This window comes from Alkalihalobacterium elongatum (assembly GCF_019024285.1).
Classification (GTDB): domain Bacteria; phylum Bacillota; class Bacilli; order Bacillales; family Bacillaceae_F; genus Alkalihalobacterium; species Alkalihalobacterium elongatum.
In genome coordinates this window covers 61,968-84,963 of sequence record NZ_WMKZ01000019.1, presented here as the reverse complement: position 1 = coordinate 84,963, position 22,996 = coordinate 61,968, and the positions used below count along the sequence as shown (strand labels likewise).

Here is a 22,996-nt window from a genome sequence, read left to right as displayed (position 1 = left end):
TAAAGAGTGGCACTCACCCTCATTAGGGTGAATGCCACTCTATTTTTTATTTACTGGGTTTTGTCCCAGCCTCTTTTATTTGTTGTAGTATTAGGCTTATCCAATGTTATAATCTAAATAATTAATTTTGAATATAAAAATATATTACATAAGTAGATTTAAACACTATTATTCTAGAAAGAAGGTATGATTATTGTGGAAGGAATTGAGCAATTATTGTTAAATGTCCTTTTTGTAATTGTTTTTTTACTATTTATACCTATCCTAGTAGAAGTGAATGCACAAAGATTATCGAAAATCCGAAAGAATTGGATCGTTATAATATCAGCTTCTTTAGCAATTATCAGCTGTATTTCGTTTCCAATTACGATTATGGATGGTTATATTTTTGATTTACGCCTAGTGGTGCTGACGGTTGCGGGTCTTTACGGAGGGGTTTCCACTAGTATTTTATTAGCTGCGGTTACCATTTTTTATCGGTTTTTAGTAGGGGGAACTGGAGTTCACGCTACGTTAATAGTGGTTATAATACTTTTATTTTGTATCATATTATTAACCGATTATTTCGGAAAATCATCCCGTAAGAATAAAATAATTTTAGGAAGTTCTCTATCCCTATTTGCAGCTTTGTTGGCGATCGTAAACTCAACGCTACTATTTGGTGCTCCTTTCTCTTATTCATTTCTTCTCATTTTCTTAACGTTAACATACTGTACGACTGCTATAACTATATATCTCTATGAAGTTTTTCAAGAAAGCTTGTTAATTAAAAAAAGACTTATTAAGGCGGAAAAAATGGATATCGTCAGTCATCTTGCTTCCTCAGTTTCACACGAAGTTCGAAATCCGTTAACGGTGATTAAAGGTTTTTTACAAATGATGGAACAAAATGACATTCCAGAAGAGCAAAGAAAAAAGTTTTTAAAAATATCCATCGAAGAAGTGGATCGGGCTAATGATATTATTCGTAATTATTTAACATTTGCCAAACCTTCACCTGAAAATAAAAGAAATTTGAACGTCAAAGAAGAATTAGAAAGGACTATACAAATCATTACACCATTAGCTAATATGAACGGTGTCGAAATAGTAACAAAGCTTAAAAATTATTTTATTGAAGGAGAGACTCAAGTCTTTCAACAATGCTTATTAAACATTACTAAAAATTGTATAGAAGCAATGCCAGATCGCGGGAGGCTGTATATTGAAACGAAAAAAGAAAACGGTGAACTTATAGTAGTAATTTCTGATAATGGGAAAGGCATGACTAAAGAACAAGTTTCCAGGTTGGGAGAACCATACTTTACAACTAAGGGGAGGGAAGGAACGGGTCTTGGGATGATGGCAGCTATTAATATTATTGAGACAATGCGAGGTAAATTAAGTGTAAGCAGTACAGTGAATGAAGGAACTAATTTTTATATTCGATTGCCAATCGTAGAAGAGTGTTCTTAATTTAGCAAACCAACATAATTACTATCTCTTTCGTTAGTTATTTTAGAAAAATTCTAAAAAGAATTACTTTATAGCTTCAAAGTAATTGTAACTCGATAATACTTTAAAGGGATTCTAGCAATAGTTAACAGAAAAGTCATAGTTTTAGCTTAGTTACTCCGAAAAGCCTTGTGACTTATGCTGTTATTACAGCAGCAGGGTCCTAGGTAACTTAGCTTAAGATGCAGCTTATAACATTATTCCACCTTTGAAATCAGCGACATCAAACAAGCTAAATTATAGGGTATAGTAGAAAAAAAACTTATTAAGATTATAAAAAAATCAGGGTTTTTCCCGAATTACAATTCCTCATAAAAGGTATAAAATGAGTATAGATTAAAAAAGACATTAGTGGGGATGTAGTCAAAATGGAAATATTAGAGGAACTTAATTCAAAAACTTCTAGTGATTTTGCAGCAATAGCCATAGTAGTTCCAATCAGTCACCAAATTTGCTGGAGAGAAGCCGCTGGTAGTTTAAATGAAAAGTATAAGAATATGCGAAAGAAATATGGTAGTGGCTTAGTTGGTGCGGTAGCTCGGCACGGTCGAATTATTATAATTGATGATAGTTCAGCTAATGCGGAAAAGAGACGATTAGAATCACCGATTATGCTTGCGGAGCAACTACAATCCGCAATTGCGGCACCTATACTATTAAATAATAGTATAGTAGGCGTACTTCTTGTAGGTAGTCGCAATAATAGAATATATAACGAACAAGACATACAAACAATTACAAACCTTGCAGGAGAAATAGCGCTCCTATTAGATGAAGAAAATAGTAAAAAATAAAAATCCCTGGCTGTAATTATTTTTATTTCCACTAATAAAAAATATAATGTAGGCGATATCCATTTGATCAAGTTACAGCTTGAAAAATGGAATCGCTTTTTTGTTGTTTAGCTGTTTAAGCCTATTCTTGGTATACGTTGATTTTCAGCTCCGATGCAGATATAATGCTCACAAATAATACATATTTAGACATTACAATAATGAAATAGGGTAATATTGTAATTGGTAACAAGCCATAAAGTTCAATATAAATGTAAAGCTTTATGTTATAGTAATAATAATATTATTACTATAAATATAGGTTAAAAAAGATATATATAGTGGGAAGTGAGGTTTTCATCATGATAAAACTTCTTATTGTCGATGATCATATTGTCGTTCGTTCTGGACTGGCTATGCTATTAAATGGAAAAAATGATATAGAAGTAGTTGGAGAAGCAGCTGATGGGGATGAAGCTATTGAAAAAGCTCAGAAGTTGCAACCAGATGTCATATTGATGGATCTGAGTATGCCACAAGGTAAGGGTGGATTAGAGGCTACGGCAGAAATTAAGGAGCTATTACCTAAAACTGCGGTTTTAGTTCTTACTATGCATGATGATGACGAGTATTTATTTAACGCAATTCATGCAGGAGCATCTGGATATATATTAAAAAGCTCCCCACATGAAGATTTAATAGCAGCTATTCAATCGGTCTCGACGGGAAATGCTTACTTAAATCCTACTGCCACTAAGAGATTAATGAGCGAGTATATGGAAAAGTTAAACGACGGAGGCAACTCTAAAACGTTTGAATCTCTGTCACAACGCGAAAAAGAAGTACTAGAGTGGATTGCAAAAGGTTATTCTAACAAGGAAATAGCTGAAAATCTAATCATTAGCGTAAAGACAGTTGAAACACATAAGAGTAATATCATGGAGAAGCTTCATTTTAGAACTAGACCAGAATTAGTGAAATATGCTCTACAGAAAGGACTGCTTAATTTTGACTAAGGAAAAAGCCTTTGATAACGTAAATAAAGGTTATGAACAGAACGAGTTGAGTTTACTAAAACAGCTTGATCAGCATATTGATGACTCTATGTTTCGTGATAAACTAAAGCAGTCTCTTAAAGAAATGGCAGACATTCGGTTTGCATTAGATGAGTCAACGATTGTAGCTATTACCAATCATCAAGGCAAAATTAAATATGTTAATGAAAAGTTTTGCGAAATTTCTAAGTACGATAAAGAAGAACTTATCGATCAAGATCATCGACTTATTAATTCAGGTTATCATAGCAAAGAGTTTATGAAAAACCTATGGAAAACTATATCTTCAGGGAAGGTATGGAAGGGCGAGATAAAAAATAGGGCGAAGGATGGTTCTTATTATTGGGTAAATACAACAATTGTTCCCTTTTTAGCACGTGATGGTGAACCCTATCAATACTTGGCTATTCGTAATGAAGTGACACAGTTAAAAAAAGCACAAGAAGAATTAAAAGTAATGATGAACCGTGTCATGGAAATTCAAGAAGAAGAACGTAAGCGATTTTCGCGAGAACTTCATGATGGCATTGGTCAAAGTTTATTCTCATTAATTATTCATATGGACCGAATGATGAGTGAGCAAAACTATTCATCAATGGAAATGCTTCGGAATGAAGTATCAGGTATCATGGAGGAAATAAGAAGTCTGGCTTGGGATTTAAGGCCATCGCTGTTAGATGATTTAGGTGTAGTTCCAGCGATAAATAGACATATTGACAAATTTTCACAGTATTACGGAATAAAAGTTGAGTTCGAAACTAATTTACGTAAACGTCTTAGTATGCAAAAGGAAACGACAATTTATAGGGTTATTCAAGAAGCATTAACGAATATTGCAAAGTATGCAAATGTTTCTGATGCTCATGTTACCTTAGTAGAGAAAGAAGATAATATTGAAGTTTCTATTGAGGATAAAGGAAAAGGATTTAATAGAAAAAATAATGGAAAGGGTGTAGGTCTCTTTAGTATGGAGGAACGTGCTAAAAGTGTTCAAGGCACCTTCCAAATTGACTCGGAATTAGGTAAAGGGACAACCGTAACATTAACTTTTCCAAAATCCTGATTTTTATAGGGGTGACTGAAAGCCAAGCATAGCTTGGCTTTTTTGTTTGCTCTTTTGACACCTGAAGAACTTCAGTCAAGGGGATTAAGGACTATTCAATGTTACTTGATGAAAGCTAGGGTTATTTAAGTACAACGGAACAAAAGTAGGAGTACTATTATTCATTTTTCAGGGTTTTAGTTCCGAAAAAGTTCAGGATATTTCCCGATAACAATTAATAGAAACAATTGTTATGATTTACATAAGGAAGACAAAGAAGGGAGTTACTTAAAATGCTTTATCTAATCGCAACGTTTTTAGTTTGTTACATACTACTGATTATGCATCATAGTAGACTCTCAAATAGCTAATTATAAAATTTTTTATATAAATCAAAGTTTCAACATTCAATTTTAGGAGGTAAAAAAACGATGAATACTTCAAAAATATTAGTTGCTTATGATGGCTCTGAAACTAGTAAAAAAGCTTTGCTGAAAGCCAAAGAGATTGCAGAAAAAAATATCGAAACCAAGGTTTTAATTGTAACTGTTTGGGATCTCCCAAATGCGTCCTATGAAGCTCATAACTATCATTATATTGCTGATATTTATAAAAAAGAAGCAGAAGAGAATATTAAAGTAGCTGAAGAAATGATTCAAGATTTACCAAACGAAAAGGAATCATTTATTCTAAAAGGCTCTCCATCAATTACGCTTATCGAATTTGCAGAGAAGCAGGATGTCAATTTAATTGTCCTTGGAAATAGAGGGCTTGGGGGTATTAAGCGCTTCTTTTTAGGAAGTGTCAGTTTCCATGTGGTACAGAAAGCATCATGCGATGTTTACGTTGTTAAATAAATGAATATCGTTAGAAAAAGCGAAGGTAAAATTAGGTTAAAAATAAAAGTATCATAAAATAATAGAGGAACACAGGGGGAGAAGGCAAATGACACTATCTTATACGACAATTGATACGGAAAATATTGAATCTATAGCATATGACAAAACCACAAAAAAATTTCACGTACGGTTCAAAACTGGAGAAATATTCGTATATTATGCAGTTACAGAACAATCTTACGTAAGCTTTATGGCAAGCAATGAAAAAGAAAATTACTATCTGAAAATGATCAAAGGAAAGTATGAGGAGCGGAAAGTTTCCTAAGTAATTTCTTAAAAAAACATATGAGAATTCTCTTTGAGTGACATTTCTTTGCCTTTTGCAGGCAGAGTTAGGTCACTTTTTCTTTGGCTTTTAAATGAGTTAAACCACCACGTTTTACCATGAATTGAACTTAAAAAATGAGCCAAGTTTGCTTGGCTCATGACTACATTCAAGAAGGTAAATCAATACTTTATTGAAATACAATCTTAATAAATTTCAATTCTGCGAGAGGACGTTTCTTTAAGTTTAGGTTGGTTATATAGTTACTGTTTTGTAAGCGTTATGTAGTTCTTCAGTAAACTCTGTATCTATAAAAGTAAGCCCACTGGAATGTGAGAATGAAGGTAAGGGATAGCTATTATTAAAGGTAGATATCCCCTTACAATGAAAGTGTATTTCTCCATACTCTTTTTCTTTTGCTTTTTTAATAAAATTAGAAAAATCACGAATTTCATTAAGGAGGTTATCTACTTCATCCATATGATTTAAATAGGAGATATGAATTTCTGCAATTATTTCTATCTGATAATGGGACTCTTTGAGTATCATTGTTGCAGTCCAAGCATCGTTGTCACTTTGTTCTGCCCATAAACCAAAAATATCTTCACAAATCGGTACTATCTTCCACATTGAGGATCATCCTTTGCTAAAACGAAATAGTGTTTTGTTAGTTATTTGAGAGATTATTTAAATGTATCGTTAATAGTAAGTAACTGATTAATAACATTCCAATAAGGCTTAGCATTATGTGCCAACTCCCTTCCTAAATGTTTTTTCTATAAACTGATTTCAATTAGTGTTTTCGGTCATTTATTGTAATTACCTAAATAATAACAGGCGTTTTAAATTAATGTTATCGGGAGAAATCCTGAATTTTTTTATACCAAAATCCCTTAAATAGGGTTGAGAAAACTTCAGGGGAAAAATAGCAACGTAGCTTACGAAAACAATCTAAGTAAAAAGCGGGCTCTTTTTATAGAGGCCCGCCTTTTTCTGTAATCATTTATTTATAAAGTATAAAAAATCATTTAATTTATCATCTAACAGTTGGCTAATCCTTACTGTTTCTGGGCAATTTAACCCATTATTCTGTACAGTAGCATATAATAATTGCCTCAATACTTCAACTTCATTCACTTTAATTTCCATATTTGCAATCCCCCCCCTAAAGGTAATAGGTAATATTCCTTAATCTATTTTAAACTAATACTTTATTCTGATATATTAGGAGACATCCTGATTTGTTCAATCAGGGAATCCCCCAATAGTATTTTAGTAGTCATTTGTTAAGATTAAATTAGCGATATTATTAAGTAAATTATTATAGTAAGGTGCTATAGCTATAATAAAAAGGTAATGTGGGGGAGGATCATGAAAAACTGGCATACATACTCATTAGAGAAAATGTTTTCAGCATATTCATCAACAGTACATGGATTAAGCGATCAGGAAGTAAATCGGCGGTTAAATGAATACGGGAAAAATGTTTTACCGAGTGAACCACCGCCTTCGATTTATAAAATATTTTTATTGCAATTTAAAAGCCCTCTAATATATATTCTTCTGTTGGCTGGCGTTATTTCTTTATTTTTAAAGGAATTCATCGATGCTGGTTTTATCTTAATCGTTCTTCTTTTAAATGCATTAATAGGCACATATCAAGAATGGAATGCAGCTAAGAGTGCTAAAGCTCTCCAGAAAATTGTTCCTCACACAGCTCAAGTTATCCGAAATGGACAGAAGTCCATGGTAGATGTTGAAAATCTTGTTCCTGGAGATATTGTTTTATTAGACCCAGGATTAAAAGTCCCAGCCGATATGAGATTAATAGAAGCAAATAGTCTCTCAATTGATGAGTCACTCCTAACAGGGGAGTCAATTCCTGTAACGAAACAAACTGCTGCGCTTCCAAAAGAAAATATCCCTCTTGGCGATCGTATAAATATGGCATTTGCAAGTACAGTTGTAACGAGAGGGTCTGGACTAGGGTTAATAACAGAAACAGCAGAAAAAACTGAAATTGGTAAAATTGCGGCTTCAGTATTTGCCCCGAGCGATGTAAAAACACCATTAATTCAACGTATGGAAGTATTTACAAAAAACGTTGCTATTGCTATTTTGGGAGCTACAATACTTCTTGCATTACTTGCCTTATTTAAAGGGTATGAACATAAAGAAATTTTCTTTATGGCAGTTGCTTTAGCAGTTGCAGCTATTCCAGAGGGTTTACCAGTTGGGATTACAGTAACGTTAGCAAATGGAATGAATCGGATGACGAAACTATCTGTAATCGTTCGAAATCTGGTAGCTGTTGAAGGATTAGGAAGTTGTACTGTCATTGCTAGTGATAAAACAGGAACGTTAACTCATAACGAATTGACTGTAAAAAGGTTAGCGCTACCTAACGGAGAACAATTACGAGTATCTGGGGAAGGCTATCAGCCGAATGGGAAAATTGAGGCAAATAGTGACCAAAAACAACTAGCTTATAACCTAATACAAACGAGTGTCCTATGTAATGAAGGAACGATTTATGAAAAAGAAGATGGATGGCATCATCAAGGGGATTCGGTTGACGTTGCATTGCTAATTCTAGGTGAAAAAGAAAGTATATCAATGACCTCCCTTTTATCTAAATATGCGCAGGTTGGTATTATTCCATTTGATGCAGATTACCGATATGCTGCTACCGCTAACCAGGTTAGCGAATCAGAAATGGATATTAACGTTAAAGGGGCACTAGAGGCATTACTTCCCATGTGTTCACATATGCAAACAAAGGACGGCCTTGCGCCAATCAGCTCGGAGCTCATTGAAAAACAGGCATTAGACTTAGCGAGAAATGGGTATCGTGTACTCGCTTTTACAAAAAAGACAACTGCTCTAGTTGAGGGACAATTAAAGCACGAGCATCTCAACGAAATGATATTTTTAGGTTTAGTAGCGATGATCGACCCGATCCGCCAAGAAGCTAAAGTTGCGGTCAGAGAAAGTATTGAAGCTGGTGTCAATGTCTGTATGGTGACAGGGGACCATCCAGTTACTGCGTTAGCGATTTCAAAAGAACTAGGCATTGCTACTTCTGAAAAAGAGGTTGTAACTGGAGCAGAATTAACGGAATTAGAAAAATCAATGAGTGAAGAAGAGTTTAATCATTTTGTCGCAGAAAAAACGGTCTTTGCTAGAGTTGAACCTATTCAAAAACAAACGATTGTTAAGGCATTGATGTCTAATGGACACTTTGTTGCCGTAACTGGTGATGGGGTAAATGATGCCCCAGCGTTAAAAGAAGCCAATATCGGAGTGGCGATGGGATCAGGTACAGATGTAGCAAAAGAAACTGCAGATATCGTTATTACCGATGATAATTTCTCTTCGATTGTAGCTGGTATTAAGCAAGGACGTGTGTCATATAACAATATTCGTAAGGTTATATACTTGCTTGTTTCAACTGGTGTTGCTGAAGTTGTATTGTTTATATTATCCATCTTATTTGGCTATCCGCTACCGTTACTGGCTGCACAAATTTTATGGTTAAATCTCGTTACAAATGGTGTTCAGCACGTCGCTCTTGCTTTTGAACCAGAAGAAGGCGACGAAATGAAACAAAAGCCACGTTCACCAAAAGAATCGGTGTTTAATCCTATTATGATTCGTCAAATTATAACTTCAGGGGTATTTATTGGTGCGGTAGCTTTCTTAGCTTGGGTTGTTATGATTGATGTATTTAATCTAAGTGAATTTACGGCACGTAATTTAGTACTGTTACTCGTTGTGTTTTTTGAGAATTTCCATGTACTGAACTGTAGATCCGAGAAAAAATCAATATTTTCTATGCGATTTTTTAGCAATCGATTACTCATATGGGCAATTATAGCTGCTCAAGCAATTCATATTGGTGCGACGTATATTCCATTCATGCAAGTGGTTCTTAATGTAGAGCCAGTCACCCTAATAGAATGGTTCATTATGATGGCAGTCGCTGCTTCAGTGTTAATTATGATGGAAATATTCAAATTTATTGAAAGAAAACAGTCTGGCAACTAATTGAAAGCTGACTTAAACTCTTCTTTTGAAGGGTTTTGAGTCAGCTTTTTTTGGAATGTTTTGTAAAGCCTATTGTTGTTCGTTTCTTTTACGGAACCTTGGTCTATGAGTAAGTTCATTTTCACTTTAACAATTCATTTATGATCGGATCTTCCTCTAGGAATTGTAATGCTTTTGCTTGGTAGGTTGGATCATGCAAATATGTATATCGATTCGGTTTAATACTAGGAGCCATTTGTATGGCGGTAGCGAATTCATGCTTTAGTAGGTTGAGTGTCTTTACATACTGAAAAAACCCTGTGCGTTCAAATACTTTTCTCATTCTCACAGCTCGGTGGTTTTGTACATTAGCCATAATATATGTTGCTATTCCAACTTGAATCCCGTGCATCGCGGGTTTTGCTGCAATTTTATCTAAGGCATGGGAAATAAGATGTTCAGAACCACTAATAGGTGAACTGTTTCCACTAATTGCAGTCGAGATTCCTCCCATTGTAGCTGAACTAATTAACTCTTTTAGGAGGATGGGGTTTTTAATGTCTGTCATTGGCGTGCGAATAAAGCTATTTACTGCTTTTTTACTTAACATTGATGCAAAGGCATTTACAAAACTTTTTCCGTGTCTTTCTTCAAACTCCCAGTCGTAAATCGCTGTAATGTTACTCATTAAGTCACCGATCCCAGCTAAAACAAAACGGCTTGGTGCATGTTTTATAATATTTAAGTCGGCCAAAATTCCGTATGGAACTCTTGCAGGTACAGTCGTTTTCTTACCATCAACGAGAATGGAACAATTACTGCTTGCAAAGCCATCATTCGAGGCTGATGTAGGAATACTAATGAACGGACTTCTTCTAGCAAATGCAATATATTTTCCATAGTCGACGATAGATCCACCACCTATTGCAATGACGACATCGTATCGTGATAACTCAAAAGCTTTTTTAATTAAATCTTGTATATCAAGATTTGAAGATAGGATTAATGTTTCAATATTTATAGAAGTCCTAACCTTAAGAATGTCCTCTTTGAAGTTTTCATACGTAAATGGGTCAAAAATAATAATAGCTGTTGCAAATTGATGCTTTTCTAAAATGTCTCCTAATTGATGGATGACACCGTTTTTAATTTCTAATATCGCAGGAATGGGTACACTTGTTACAGGAGTGATCATTAAGTGAGCACTCCTTTGGTAATTAAATAGGCTTCAACTTCTTTAAATGTCTCAACAGGGATAAACGGAATGTTCTTTTCACGTAATAAATCCTGTAGACCATTCTTAGCAAATGTTAAGTCGGCAAAGGGTGCTGGATGACTATCTGGTTCACTGTCACCAATAAAATAAACTTCCGTATACTCTTGTTTTAATTCGTTAATCACTTTAGATTTATCAATACCATATCTCTTGGAAAAATGGCGGTGAGCTTCGTCTATGTTTAAATGAATATTCTTTTCTTGAAAAACCCCTTCATTTGAGAAGATTTTAACGTTATTAATTCCGTGCTTTTTTAAGATGTGGTAAATATAATAATCTGTCCCAGCACTTAACACGAAAAAGTCCCCACCATGCTGTTGGACCTTTTTAACAAAGGTCGGAACGTACTCATCAATTGAAATGGATAAAATGTCTTCAATAATGTTCTCCTCACTTTGATGGATTGAAGAAAATACTTTACGTAAAAAGTCAATATCAAGTATTTCCTGTGCCTTCCATTTAGTAAAAAGGTCATGCCCCTCTGGATAATACTTTTCGATTACTAACCAATAAAAATCTTGGTGTGAAATGGTACCATCAAAATCAGAAACAAAAGCCCACTTCTTCATATATTCAACTCCTAATAGAACAATCGTATCATACGGGTCTAACTTATGTTTTAATTATGTTGCCTTATTTATTATAGGCTCAGTCCTTATTAAGTTGTATATCTTTCATGTTAAGTTGCATTATTACAGAAAAAATGGGTAATGATACGAACTTGCATTATTTGACTGATCGCCATTCTTGTTTTAATATATAAATTTTGAGACAATAATAAACATAACTACAAGTTTGTTAACAAAGCAAATTTTTAAGTGTTGAAAAGAGGGTAATAAATGAGTAAATCATCCATCTATGGATTAACATTAGAGAAGTTAACAGTTTGGCTTATGGAGCATGGCCATAAAAAATTCCGGGCACAACAAGTGTGGGATTGGTTATATCGAAAGCGGGTAACTAGTTTTTCAGAAATGACAAATGTTAACAAGGAATGTTTGCAATTATTAGAAGAACACTTTGTTATTCATACATTAAAACAACATGTAAAACAAGAATCTGCTGACGGCACGGTGAAATTTTTATTTAAACTACAGGATGGAAACTTAATTGAAACTGTTTTAATGCGCCATAAATATGGACTTTCTGTCTGTGTAACAACACAAGTAGGATGTAATATTGGCTGTAGTTTTTGTGCGAGTGGATTATTAAAGAAAAGTCGTGACTTATCGAGTGGTGAAATCGTAGAACAAATTATGAATGTACAGCATCACCTAGATGAAGCAGGTCAAGATGAAAGAGTAAGTCATATTGTTGTCATGGGAATCGGTGAGCCGTTTGATAACTTTGACAACCTGATTGACTTCTTAGAAATCATGAAGGACCAAAAAGGTCTTGCGATAGGTGCAAGACATATAACCGTTTCTACGAGTGGACTTTCGGATAAAATTTATGAATTTGCCGATTTAAAAATGCAAGTAAATTTAGCGATTTCATTACATGCTCCAAACAATGAACTCAGATCACGTATTATGAAAATCAATCGTGCAATCCCGATTGAAAAATTAATGCAAGCTATTGATTACTATATTGAAAAGACAAATCGTCGAATTACTCTAGAGTATATTTTATTAAGAGATGTAAATGATCAACGTGAAACTGCTCAAGAGCTTGCTGATTTAATTGGTGACAGACGTCGTTTAACGTATGTGAATTTAATTCCATACAATCCAGTTGATGAGCATAGTCAATATCAAAGAAGTGAGAAGGAATCTGTATTAGCGTTTTATGATACATTAAAGAAGAATGGAATTAACTGTGTAATTCGACAAGAACATGGGACGGATATTGATGCTGCTTGTGGACAATTAAGAAGTAAGCAAATAAAACAAGCACAAGGGAAATAACGAATATGCCATTAATCTAGCCTTAATTCACGGCACATGATAAAGCCTGTATGAAAGATTAAACTCATACAGGCTCTTTATAATGGTTTAATTTAATTCTCGTGGTTATTACAGAAATGATATTGATTTTTTTGCTGTGAACATAATAGTAGCTTCAATTCTTGTTCTGTTGCTTGATAAAACTGGCGACCATCTGGCATTTTATAATGTTGATGTTTAATTAAAGAATCAATTAAATGCTCTTTATCGTTCGAGTATGTAGAAGTAAAGGACATAGATCTAACCTCCTTGCATGAAAACGCTTACAAATTATATTGTATGTCCTTTTGTTAAAATTGTCAAACTATTATGTTAATTTATTCATAAGTAAAATTGTGAAAAGTATCAGTGATCTCCTTAGATAAACCGGGCTAATGCATCCTACAAAAATGTTGTTATGTTTTGGAGGGGAAATTGAGAGATTAGTTAACAAGCTATTTTCTGTTCCCACGAAAATACAACAATTTTTGCATAAAGACTATGTTATAACTAGAGTTATTAACTAGCTTGGCTAAATGATATGAAACAGGTTGGGCTAATAAATTCCCTTACTAGAAAGCAATAACTATATTTTACAAAATGATAAATAATTGAATAGCACCATTTAACACTTTGTATAGTGTATTAGCCTAAAATAATAAGTAAAATTAACTTAAACTTCTAAATATTCAGTCATAAATACTTCTATGTAAAGTGTTTTATACCTTTGTTGCTATTGGACCGTTTTTTTGAACGCTAAAGCGTGAAGAACCAAGCTTTCGCTTAGTTAACGGTCCAATAAACTAGAGCAACAATCTTTAAGAAAAGAGCCTAGTAAAAGAGGGGAGGTACATAGAAGGATAGTAGAAAAAAATCGTACTGAACCAAAAAGATATGTAAACGCTTACAAGTCGTTTGTAAGGTAAATCTACCTGTAGTTGATTGGTTTAACTAATCTCTGTAGAAATGAATATCTACGGGGTGAAGTTTCACTTTATCTATAAATGTATTGATATATCAAGGAGGAATGGAAATGTCAGATAACGTTAAAATTGGACTAATTCAAGCTTCTAACGATGTACATGGGGACCAAGCAGTGGAGGTCCATAAAGAAAAGGCGATCGAAAAACATATAAAGTTAGTAAGAGAGGCAAAGGAGAAAGGCGCTCAAATTATTTGTTTACAGGAGATTTTTTATGGCCCATATTTCTGCTCTGAGCAAAATTCGAAATGGTATGATGCGGCTGAAGAAATTCCAAATGGTCCGACAACCAAACGGTTTCAGGAGTTAGCGAAAGAATTAGGTGTAGTAATCGTACTACCAATCTATGAACGTGAAGGAATTGCGACTTACTATAATACTGCTGCGGTTATTGATGCAGACGGATCTTATTTAGGTAAATACCGAAAACAACATATTCCTCAAGTAGGCGTAGGAAATGAAGGTCATGGGTTTTGGGAGAAATATTACTTCAAGCCAGGAAACCTAGGGTATCCAGTCTTTGATACAGCTTTTGCTAAAGTCGGTGTATACATTTGTTATGATCGTCATTTTCCAGAAGGTGCAAGATTACTAGGATTAAAGGGAGCTGAAATCATCTTTAATCCGTCGGCAACAGTTGCTGGTTTATCAGAGTACCTCTGGAAGTTAGAGCAACCTGCTCATGCAGTAGCAAACGGTTATTATGTTGGTGCAATTAACCGTGTAGGAGTAGAAGCTCCTTGGAATATGGGAGAGTTCTATGGTCAATCGTATTTAGTTGATCCTAGAGGAAGCTTCGTTTCAATAGGGAGTCGTGACCAAGATGAAGTCATAATTGGTGAGATGAACAAAAAGCTCATCCGTGAAGTCAGAGACACATGGCAATTCTACCGTGATCGTCGTCCAGAAACTTATGAGGAAATGACCTCACTTCTTCCATAAAAAACTAAAACGAATGAGGGTGACTCATCAAAAGTGTCTCCGCTTCACCACTCTTATTGAACGATGACGGTGGCTGGATGATGTTTTTGTTTTGAGTCATCTTCTATCTTTAAAATGTCTGCTTTTTGAATACTGAAAGGACCTTAATATTGGAATCAAATAAACGAGAGAAATAAATCACCCTACCAAACTTCAAGCTGTTATATAAGCCCAATAACCACTCACATTAATAGTCTTAATAAATAACTCTTCTAAAAAAACCATCCAATTTTATTGAAAACATAACTTTATGTAAAGTTGTAGCCCCTACGAAAGTTTCGACTTTAATTTGTAAAGGAGGCATTTCTATTGAATCCCAAGAGCTCTACAAATATATCGTTAGTCGATTTGAAGAAAAACTTTGAAGAAGTCCACCCAAGCCTATCCAATCAAGAAGCTATTGAAGAAGCGAACCGCTGTTTATATTGCTACGATGCTCCCTGTATTACCGCTTGCCCTACTGGAATTGACATCCCTACTTTTATTAAAAAAATTGCATCTGAAAATTTAAAAGGATCCGCAAAGACGATCATGACGTCAAACCCAATAGGTGCAAGCTGTGCTCGCGTATGTCCAACTGAAGAATTGTGTGAAGGTGCTTGTGTACTTAATCACTCTACCAAACCAATCATGATCGGAAACCTGCAACGGTTTGCAACCGATTGGGCCATCAAAAATGAACAAGTGTTGTTCAAAGCTGGTCAGAAAAACGGTAAAAAGGTTGCGATTGTCGGTGGTGGTCCTGCTGGCTTATCTGCAGCTCGTGAATTAGCACTACTAGGCTATCAAGTTACGATATTCGAAGCGGAAAAAGAAGCGGGTGGTTTAAATACGTACGGTATCGTTTCCTTCCGCTTACCTCAAGCAATTTCATTCTGGGAAGTTGATCAAGTAAAGAGCTTAGATGTAGAAATTCGTACAAATACAAGAGTTGGAAAAGATGTTTCTGTTATTGAGCTAACGGAAAACTACGATGCTGTCATTTTAGCAATTGGAATGTCTAGTGTACCCCAGCTTGGTATTGATGGAGAAGACTTAGATGGGGTCTATGATGCGATTGACTTTGTCAAAGAGACGAAAGAAAAAGTTTCCGATCATCTGTTAGGAAAACGTGCAGTCGTCATAGGAGCTGGAAATACAGCAATTGACGGTGCGACATGTTCTGTTCGTCTTGGAGCTGAAAATGTAAAAATTCTTTACCGAAGAACAGAAGCAGAGATGACAGCTTACGATTTTGAATATGAATTCGCAAAACAAGATGGTGTTGAATTCCGATGGTTAACCGCTCCGAAACGAATTGTCGGGGATGAAAATGGTAAGGTGACAGCGATTGAATGTATCAAAATGGAGTTAGGTGAGCCTGATGAAGGTGGGAGAAGACGGCCTCTACCTGTAGAAGGGTCTGAGTTTACTTTACAAGTAGATGCTGTGATTAAAGCGATTGGTCAATCACGCTATATTCAATTAATAGAACAGTTTGGTTTAGAGCATGACGGTGGAGTCGTGAAGATTAATGAAGAGACATTTCAAACATCAAACGAAAAAATCTTTGCATGTGGAGATGTAATCTTTGGTAAAGGACAAGGAGAAGCGATGGTTGTATCTGCTGCGCAGCAAGGGAAAGAAACGGCTTACGCAATTCATAAGCAATTATTTAAGCAAGTAACAGAAACTGCGTAATGAAAAATCGAGGAGGTTGATTTCACTATGGCTGATTTACGAATAGATCTTGCAGGAATAAAGTCGCCGAACCCATTCTGGCTTGCTTCGGCTCCTCCAACAAATTCAGGCTATCAAGTTCAACGAGCATTTGAAGCAGGATGGGGAGGAGCAGTTTGGAAGACGTTAGGTGATCCTATTTTAAACGTTTCCTCACGCTTTGCTGCTGTCAGTTTTAATGGTCAAAAGGTTGCTGGATTTAATAATATCGAGCTAATTACAGACCGCCCACTTGAAGTTAATTTAAAAGAAATCTATGAAACGAAAAAACGTTTCCCTAATCACGCAATTATTGCATCGTTAATGGTTGAACCAAAGCAAGAAAAATGGCATGAGATTGTGAAACGAGTTGAGGATGTTGGTGTCGATGGCCTTGAGCTTAATTTTGGCTGTCCGCATGGAATGGCTGAGCGTGGAATGGGAGCGGCTTCTGGTCAAGTGCCTGAACTCGTTGAGAAGCAGACCTACTGGGTGAAAGAAGTAGCTCAAACACCTGTAATCGTAAAGCTGACTCCAAATATTACAGACATTACTGTTACTGCTGAATCAGCCGTTCAAGGCGGGGCCGATGCCATTAGTATGATTAATACGATCAACAGTCTAGCAGGAGTAGATATTGATACATGGAATACAATTCCGCATGTAGCAGGAAAAGGTGCTCATGGTGGATATTGCGGACCTGCTGTTAAACCAATTGCACTTAATATGGTGGCAGAGTGTGCACGCAACCCTCGTATTAACGTTCCAATTTCGGGAATTGGCGGCATCTCCAACTGGAAGGATACAGTCGAATTTCTATTAATGGGAGCAACAGGGGTGCAAATTTGTACAGCTGCGATGCACCATGGGTTCCGTATCGTCGAAGATATGATTGAAGGTCTATCAAATTATTTAGATGAAAAGGGGATTTCTTCGCTAGATGGAATTATTGGTAAGTCCGTTGAACGTTATTCGGATTGGGGGAACTTGGATTTAAATTATAAAGTTGTTGCAAAGATCAATAATGATGTTTGTATTAATTGCAATAAGTGTCATATTGCCTGTGAGGATACATCCCACCAGTGTATCGATATGCTTAAGGATGGAAATGGCAACGACTATTTACAAGTTCGTGAGGAAGATTGTGTTGGTTGTAACTTATGCTCAATTGTTTGTCCAGTAGACGGAGCTATCGATATGGTTGAAGTAAAAAGTGAGCATCCACCAATGACGTGGAACGAACGACAGGCGGCTATCGGTTCAGTTCAAAGCTGTGAAGTAGATATTATTAAGTAATGAGTATTAGGGGGAAAACAAATGAAGAAAATCGTAAAGAACGGAATAATTGTAACAGCAACAGATACGTATCAAGCGGACTTACTTATTGAAAATGGTAAGATTGCAGCTATTGGGCATGATTTTCCAGTAGGTGGTGCAGAAGTAATTGATGCAAAAGGTTCTTATGTTTTTCCAGGTGGCATTGACCCTCATACGCATCTTGAAATGCCGTTTGGCGGGACGGTTTCTAAGGATGACTTTGAAACGGGAACAATTGCTGCAGCCTTTGGCGGAACGACAACCGTTATTGATTTCTGTTTAACAAATAAAGGTGAGCCAATGAAAAATGCCATCCAAACATGGCATGCAAAATCAAAGGATAAAGCCGTTATCGACTATAGCTTTCACCTGATGATTGGTGAAATAAATGAAGATGTTTTAGAAGAGTTACCAGTTGTTATGGAAGAAGAAGGAATTACTTCTTTTAAAGTATTTATGGCTTATAAAAACGTGTTCCAGGCCGATGATGGTACACTGTTCCGGACATTATTAGCGGCAAAAGAACTTGGTGGGCTAGTCATGGTTCATGCTGAAAACGGTGATGTAATTGAATACTTAGTAAATCAAGCGTTAGAACAAGGTAATACAGATCCAATCTATCATGCTTTAACACGTCCACCAGAAGTGGAAGGAGAAGCAACTGGAAGAGCTGCTCAATTAACTGGGTTAGCAAACTCTCAACTATATGTTGTTCATGTATCATGTGCTGAAGCAGTTGAGAAGATCGCAGAAGCTAGACGAAAAGGTTATGATGTTTGGGGAGAAACATGTCCGCAGTATTTAGTACTTGATCAGACCTACTTAGAGAAGCCAAATTTTGAAGGAGCTAAGTATGTTTGGTCACCGCCGCTTCGAGAAAAGTGGCATCAAGATGTATTATGGAATGCACTGAAGAATGGTGACCTGCAAACATTAGGTTCTGACCAATGTTCCTTTGACTTTAACGGTCAAAAAGACTTAGGGAAAGGAGACTTCTCTAAAATTCCTAATGGAGGACCAATTATCGAGGATCGAGTCAGTATTCTCTATTCTGAAGGTGTAAAAAAAGGACGTATTAGCTTGAACCAATTTGTTGATATTGTATCAACTAGAAATGCCAAGCTATTTGGTTTATATCCGCAAAAGGGAACAATTGCTGTCGGAGCAGATGCAGACATTGTCATCTTTGATCCAAATATTGAGAGAACGATCTCAGCTGAAACTCATCACATGGCTGCTGACTATAACCCATTTGAAGGAATGCAGGTAACGGGTGAACCAGTATCAGTGTTATCTCGAGGTGAGTTTGTTATTCGTGAGAAGCAGTTTGTAGGTAAAGTAGGGAAAGGACAGTATATCAAGAGAGCAAGATACAATTCATCAGCAACCGATGTAACGGATAAAGTAAGTAATTAGTAATTGTTACAAACCAACAGTAAAATAACAATTGCTTGGCCAAAATACATTTGGTCGAGCAGTTGCTTTCATAAACAAAGTACGAGGCCCAACGTCGATCTGTCATTATTTAACTGAATATTATGAAATTTTATGAGGTAGGGTGATAGAATGAAGGAAAAACAAAGTCATCTAAAGTCTCCAGATTTGTTACCAATTCCACATAGTGGAAAGAAAATTGGGTCAGTTGGGTTCGCATTCATTTGGGTTGGAATGGCTGTTGTTCTAGCAGCATTTGCTATTGGTGGTTCTGGTGTTCAGAGTCTCTCACTTGGCTGGGTTGTATTAGCTACTGTTATCGGTAGTTTAGCGATAGGTCTATGTATGACACTAACAGGTGACATTGGTGTTGAACATGGATTATCCTTTCCAGTCTATATGAGGGCTCCTTTTGGTACGATTGGAACTCATATCCCTTCAGTCATTCGCGGCTTTGTTGCAGCGTGTTGGTTTGGTATTAATACGTACTTCGGTTCAACTGCTATGAATGGAATACTATTTGTTTTATTTGGTTTCGATAATTGGTTTGTCTGCTTTTTAATTTTTGCCACACTTCAAGTTATAAATACTGCTTTAGGTATAAAAGCTGTTGAACGTTTTGCTGATTTAGCTGCGCCGATTATTATTATCATTTCAGGTTGGATGTACTTAACATTATCTGATCAAGCATTAGCAGAGGGTCGAAATGTATGGGCGTGGGTTGAGAGTCCAGTAACTGGAGGAGCTGCTATTACTGCATTTATGATTGTTATTATGAGTAATATGGGCTTCTGGGGTACACTTGCTGCTGATATGCCATCTATTTCTCGTTTTATAAAAGGACCAAAGCATGAAAGAAATTGGTTTAAAAGAAATAGATCACAAATTGCAGGAAGCTTAATTGCTTTACCAATTGTACAAACGTTCATGGTTGTAATCGGAGGGGTATCCTATATTGCGGTTGCGAACTATGACCCAGTCGTTGCCCTTCAACAAGCAGCGAGTGGTTTAGTACTAGGTGTTCTATTGCTTATGATTGTATTTGCACAATGGTCTACAAATATATCTGCAAACTTAATTCCAGCTGCGACTATCTTTTCTAATGTTGGAGGACCTAAAGTTCCGTTTTGGGCAGGTGTAGTAGCAGCAGGTGTGATCGGTTCCCTTGTGCAACCATGGAGCTTGTTTGGCATTATTATCCCAGCTTTACTTATTGTCGGTGGAATTCTATCTGCGATTGTTGGAATTTTAGTAGCTGATTACTATCTCCTTCGTAAACGTCGCGTAAATGTCCCTGATTTATATAAGGAAGATGGTCAATATAGTTATGCAGGAGGTTTTAATGCGGCTGGATATATTGCCTGGATCCTAGGTGGAGCTGCAGCGTATTTCTTAGCCAACTATTCGTTTATTGTTGGGTTTGCTGTAGGTTTAGTATCCTATTATTTCCTTGCTAAGTACTGGTGGTTTGTGAAATATAAACAAGCAGAAATTGAAGATCCTAGTGATGAAAAGTATTTAGGGATTACGGTAGGAAGAGATTGGGAAATTAGCGAAGGAAAGGAAGAAGTGCAGAAAGTTGCACCTTAGGAAGTCATTTACGAATAAGGAGGAAACTGATGGCTGAATATCAACAATTTATTGCCGAAAGAGAAAAAATTGATTTTTTAATAGAACAAGGTTATGTGATTAAAGGTGTAACTGAAAATTTAAGTGGAGCATTTGTAGAGTTTGAATTAAAAAAGCCAGACCCATCTGGTCATAAAAATTCAATCGAACGACTTCATATTTTAACAGCTGATGCGAGAAAATATTTTAGTTCTATTATTATTCAACAAAATCAGCGAACTGGCTAAGTGGGATGAAGATGAATTAATAGGAGACAGGGGAAATCCCTGTCTCTTTTTGTTTTTCTATAAGACAAGTTCCAAGTTGAGAAGGTTAAGAGAAAATCTATCAAGCTTTATTTTTGTTTTGTTTGAAAATAAAGGTAATTTAAAAATGTATATAGAAATAGTTTGTTACGTTGTATCCTCGTTAACAGATAAATGTTAAAGAAGGAGTGAGTCAATGAAATCATATATAACGATTAATGAAATCTTACACAGAAAACATTTTAGTAATACAGAAGTTATTGCTGGGGCAGAAGGCTTAAATAGAAATGTGAAATGGGTTCATGTCGTTGAAGTAATCAATATAAAAAAGCTATTGAATGGTAACGAACTTATTCTTACAACTGGTTTAGGCTGGAAAGATAATAAAGCTTTATTTATCTCTTTTCTCGTACAACTAATTGAAAGCAATGCATCAGGCTTATGTATTGAGATGGGAACTCATACCTCTATTATTCCTCAAGAAGTTATTGAAATAGCAAATGAACATCAGTTTCCAATTATTCTTTTTCATGAAGAAGTAGCATTTGTGCAAATCACACAAGATATTCATTCCGTACTAATCAATCAACAATACCAAATGATTTCCGACCTAGAAAGCTATTCCCAAACTTTAAATAAAAAACTATTAGAAATTAACCACTATGAAGAGATTTTAACGTTTTTTCAAAAATTCTTAGATGTACAAATTGTTGCCTTTCTCGATGAAGATACTATTTTTATACCTCAATTATCTGCAATCGAAAGACGGTTAGTACTAGAAAAAATAGAGGGTGAGCAACAGAATAGTCCAGTGGCTTCTATTGCTCGTCAGCCTGTTCAAATTTTAGGCCACCAATTTGCTGAGTTAGTAATTGTGACAAAAGATAAAGAGATAAACGAATTTGATTTGCTCATCTTAGATCGAACGACAACTGCACTTGCACAATATTTATTACGCGATTTATATGTTGAAGAAAAAAGAAGGATGGAAGAAGCTGAATGGATGACAGATTGGTTAGAGGGTCATCACAGTAATGAGGGGATTAAAGAACATTTAGCCTACGTTGAGCCAGGTCTTAAGTTGAACGGAGGAGTCGTTTGTGCTTGTAAGTTAAATTTAACTGATAAATCGTCTACGTTAGACGGTACTTACTTTAAGCTACTATTTCGAACGATCTTTGAACAACAGGGTTTTTATGTTTTTTCAATTGAAGTTAGACATCTCCTTATTTTCATTTTAGGCAATAAGCGAACCGTAAAAACGTGGAAAGTGAGAATGACTGATGGCTTTAAGCGTTTAAATACAGCAGAGTATTGTCAAAAGTTAAAGGTATCTACGATTTCATTCGGAGTAGGAAAATTTGTGAAACAGCTTAGTGACATACATATGAGTTACAGAACTGCAAAAGAAACGTTGATACTACAAGATAAATTGTCGAATGAAGGGAAAAGTTATTTCTATGATGATTTGCATTTATACCGGATCTTGTCACTCATTAATAGACATAGTGACTTACAAGAAATTGTTATGGAGTACTTACAACCTGTAATGGAATATGATCAAAAATATAATGGGAAGTTAATAGAAACCTTGAGAGCCTACTTAGCATGTAACGGCTCTAAACAAGAAACGGCAAAAAGACTGTTCGTTGTAAGACAAACAATGTATCACCGCATAGAAAAGCTAGAAGGTCTACTAGGTCAAGACTTTATGAATCCAGAAAAAAGACTAGCAATCGAATTTATGTTACTAGCATACGATTACCTCCATATGACCGATGAAAATGAACACATACCCGCACAGGAAATAAATGAACGGTAGAGAGAAAGTTCGAAGAAAACAGAGAAATAGAATGGTGCCAGGCACCTTTTATGCGCTACTGCGCTAAAGGTGCCTGGCACCATTTTCGTTATTTTTATATTTTCATCATTATTATTTTCATTGTTCATTTTGT

The 22,996-nt window shown here is 35.7% G+C and carries 20 protein-coding genes; 15 read left to right on the top strand and 5 right to left on the bottom strand.

Features of this window, described 5'->3' with window-relative positions; translation table 11 throughout:
• The first annotated feature begins 186 nt into the window (after window positions 1-186).
• The 6 genes from GKP30_RS16545 (at window position 187) to GKP30_RS16520 (ending at window position 5,528) form a co-directional block, all read left to right on the top strand.
• On the top strand, window positions 187-1,455 hold the full coding sequence (locus GKP30_RS16545; protein ID WP_216830573.1) for an ATP-binding protein: 1,269 nt from the start codon (window positions 187-189) through the stop codon (window positions 1,453-1,455).
• A 407-nt stretch (window positions 1,456-1,862) separates the two neighbouring features.
• On the top strand, window positions 1,863-2,288 hold the full coding sequence (locus GKP30_RS16540; protein WP_216830572.1) for a GAF domain-containing protein: 426 nt from the start codon (window positions 1,863-1,865) through the stop codon (window positions 2,286-2,288).
• A 341-nt stretch (window positions 2,289-2,629) separates the two neighbouring features.
• On the top strand, window positions 2,630-3,283 hold the full coding sequence (locus GKP30_RS16535) for a response regulator transcription factor (RefSeq protein WP_236035146.1): 654 nt from the start codon (window positions 2,630-2,632) through the stop codon (window positions 3,281-3,283).
• An 88-nt stretch (window positions 3,284-3,371) separates the two neighbouring features.
• Window positions 3,372-4,385 (top strand): sensor histidine kinase, encoded by a 1,014-nt coding sequence (locus tag GKP30_RS16530; protein WP_236035153.1) that lies wholly within the window; start codon window positions 3,372-3,374, stop codon window positions 4,383-4,385.
• 410 nt (window positions 4,386-4,795) lie between these two features.
• Entirely contained in the window at window positions 4,796-5,221 is a 426-nt protein-coding gene (locus GKP30_RS16525; protein ID WP_216830570.1) for a universal stress protein, read from the top strand.
• 88 nt (window positions 5,222-5,309) lie between these two features.
• Window positions 5,310-5,528, top strand: coding sequence for a KTSC domain-containing protein (locus GKP30_RS16520; RefSeq protein ID WP_216830569.1), 219 nt, complete (start codon window positions 5,310-5,312; stop codon window positions 5,526-5,528).
• Window positions 5,529-5,783: 255 nt separating this feature from the next.
• Here GKP30_RS16520 and GKP30_RS16515 read toward each other — a convergent pair whose 3' ends face one another.
• Together GKP30_RS16515 and GKP30_RS16510 are read right to left on the bottom strand one after the other, a co-directional pair.
• Entirely contained in the window at window positions 5,784-6,158 is a 375-nt protein-coding gene (locus tag GKP30_RS16515) for a hypothetical protein (protein WP_216830568.1), read from the bottom strand.
• A 369-nt stretch (window positions 6,159-6,527) separates the two neighbouring features.
• The gene (locus tag GKP30_RS16510; RefSeq protein ID WP_216830567.1) at window positions 6,528-6,677 is read right to left on the bottom strand and encodes an aspartyl-phosphate phosphatase Spo0E family protein; all 150 of its coding nucleotides are present in this window, start codon (window positions 6,675-6,677) and stop codon (window positions 6,528-6,530) included.
• A 222-nt stretch (window positions 6,678-6,899) separates the two neighbouring features.
• Here GKP30_RS16510 and GKP30_RS16505 point away from each other — a divergent pair, with 222 nt between their 5' ends.
• A complete protein-coding gene (locus GKP30_RS16505; RefSeq protein WP_216830566.1) occupies window positions 6,900-9,575 on the top strand; it encodes a cation-translocating P-type ATPase in 2,676 nt (891 codons plus the stop codon).
• Window positions 9,576-9,696: 121 nt separating this feature from the next.
• On the opposite strand, the gene GKP30_RS16500 is transcribed toward GKP30_RS16505, so the two are convergent.
• Together GKP30_RS16500 and GKP30_RS16495 are read right to left on the bottom strand one after the other, a co-directional pair.
• Complete coding sequence (locus tag GKP30_RS16500) at window positions 9,697-10,749, bottom strand: iron-containing alcohol dehydrogenase family protein (protein WP_216830565.1); 1,053 nt, start codon at window positions 10,747-10,749, stop codon at window positions 9,697-9,699.
• Window positions 10,749-11,399, bottom strand: coding sequence for an MtnX-like HAD-IB family phosphatase (locus GKP30_RS16495; RefSeq protein WP_216830564.1), 651 nt, complete (start codon window positions 11,397-11,399; stop codon window positions 10,749-10,751). The genes GKP30_RS16500 and GKP30_RS16495 overlap by 1 nt, the downstream gene beginning before the upstream one ends.
• Before the next feature lie 270 nt (window positions 11,400-11,669).
• Between GKP30_RS16495 and rlmN the strand changes: the two genes are divergently transcribed.
• The gene (rlmN, locus tag GKP30_RS16490) at window positions 11,670-12,737 is read left to right on the top strand and encodes a 23S rRNA (adenine(2503)-C(2))-methyltransferase RlmN (RefSeq protein WP_216830563.1); all 1,068 of its coding nucleotides are present in this window, start codon (window positions 11,670-11,672) and stop codon (window positions 12,735-12,737) included.
• Window positions 12,738-12,829: 92 nt separating this feature from the next.
• Here rlmN and fbpA read toward each other — a convergent pair whose 3' ends face one another.
• Entirely contained in the window at window positions 12,830-13,012 is a 183-nt protein-coding gene (gene fbpA / locus GKP30_RS16485) for a Fur-regulated basic protein FbpA (RefSeq protein WP_216830562.1), read from the bottom strand.
• 776 nt (window positions 13,013-13,788) lie between these two features.
• Between fbpA and GKP30_RS16480 the strand changes: the two genes are divergently transcribed.
• The 7 genes from GKP30_RS16480 to GKP30_RS16450 all read left to right on the top strand — a co-directional run bounded on the left by GKP30_RS16480 (window position 13,789) and on the right by GKP30_RS16450 (window position 22,863).
• The gene (locus GKP30_RS16480) at window positions 13,789-14,679 is read left to right on the top strand and encodes a nitrilase-related carbon-nitrogen hydrolase (RefSeq protein WP_216830561.1); all 891 of its coding nucleotides are present in this window, start codon (window positions 13,789-13,791) and stop codon (window positions 14,677-14,679) included.
• A 348-nt stretch (window positions 14,680-15,027) separates the two neighbouring features.
• Window positions 15,028-16,398 (top strand): NAD(P)-dependent oxidoreductase, encoded by a 1,371-nt coding sequence (locus tag GKP30_RS16475; RefSeq protein WP_407928629.1) that lies wholly within the window; start codon window positions 15,028-15,030, stop codon window positions 16,396-16,398.
• A gap of 27 nt (window positions 16,399-16,425) precedes the next feature.
• Complete coding sequence (preA, locus tag GKP30_RS16470) at window positions 16,426-17,712, top strand: NAD-dependent dihydropyrimidine dehydrogenase subunit PreA (protein WP_216830560.1); 1,287 nt, start codon at window positions 16,426-16,428, stop codon at window positions 17,710-17,712.
• Between the two features lie 21 nt (window positions 17,713-17,733).
• Window positions 17,734-19,149, top strand: coding sequence for a dihydropyrimidinase (hydA, locus tag GKP30_RS16465; RefSeq protein ID WP_216830559.1), 1,416 nt, complete (start codon window positions 17,734-17,736; stop codon window positions 19,147-19,149).
• Window positions 19,150-19,299: 150 nt separating this feature from the next.
• On the top strand, window positions 19,300-20,757 hold the full coding sequence (locus GKP30_RS16460; protein ID WP_216830558.1) for an NCS1 family transporter: 1,458 nt from the start codon (window positions 19,300-19,302) through the stop codon (window positions 20,755-20,757).
• Window positions 20,758-20,786: 29 nt separating this feature from the next.
• Complete coding sequence (locus GKP30_RS16455) at window positions 20,787-21,023, top strand: hypothetical protein (RefSeq protein ID WP_216830557.1); 237 nt, start codon at window positions 20,787-20,789, stop codon at window positions 21,021-21,023.
• Window positions 21,024-21,237: 214 nt separating this feature from the next.
• Window positions 21,238-22,863, top strand: a complete 1,626-nt coding sequence (locus GKP30_RS16450) for a PucR family transcriptional regulator (RefSeq protein WP_216830556.1) — start codon at window positions 21,238-21,240, stop codon at window positions 22,861-22,863.
• Window positions 22,864-22,996: the final 133 nt, after the last annotated feature.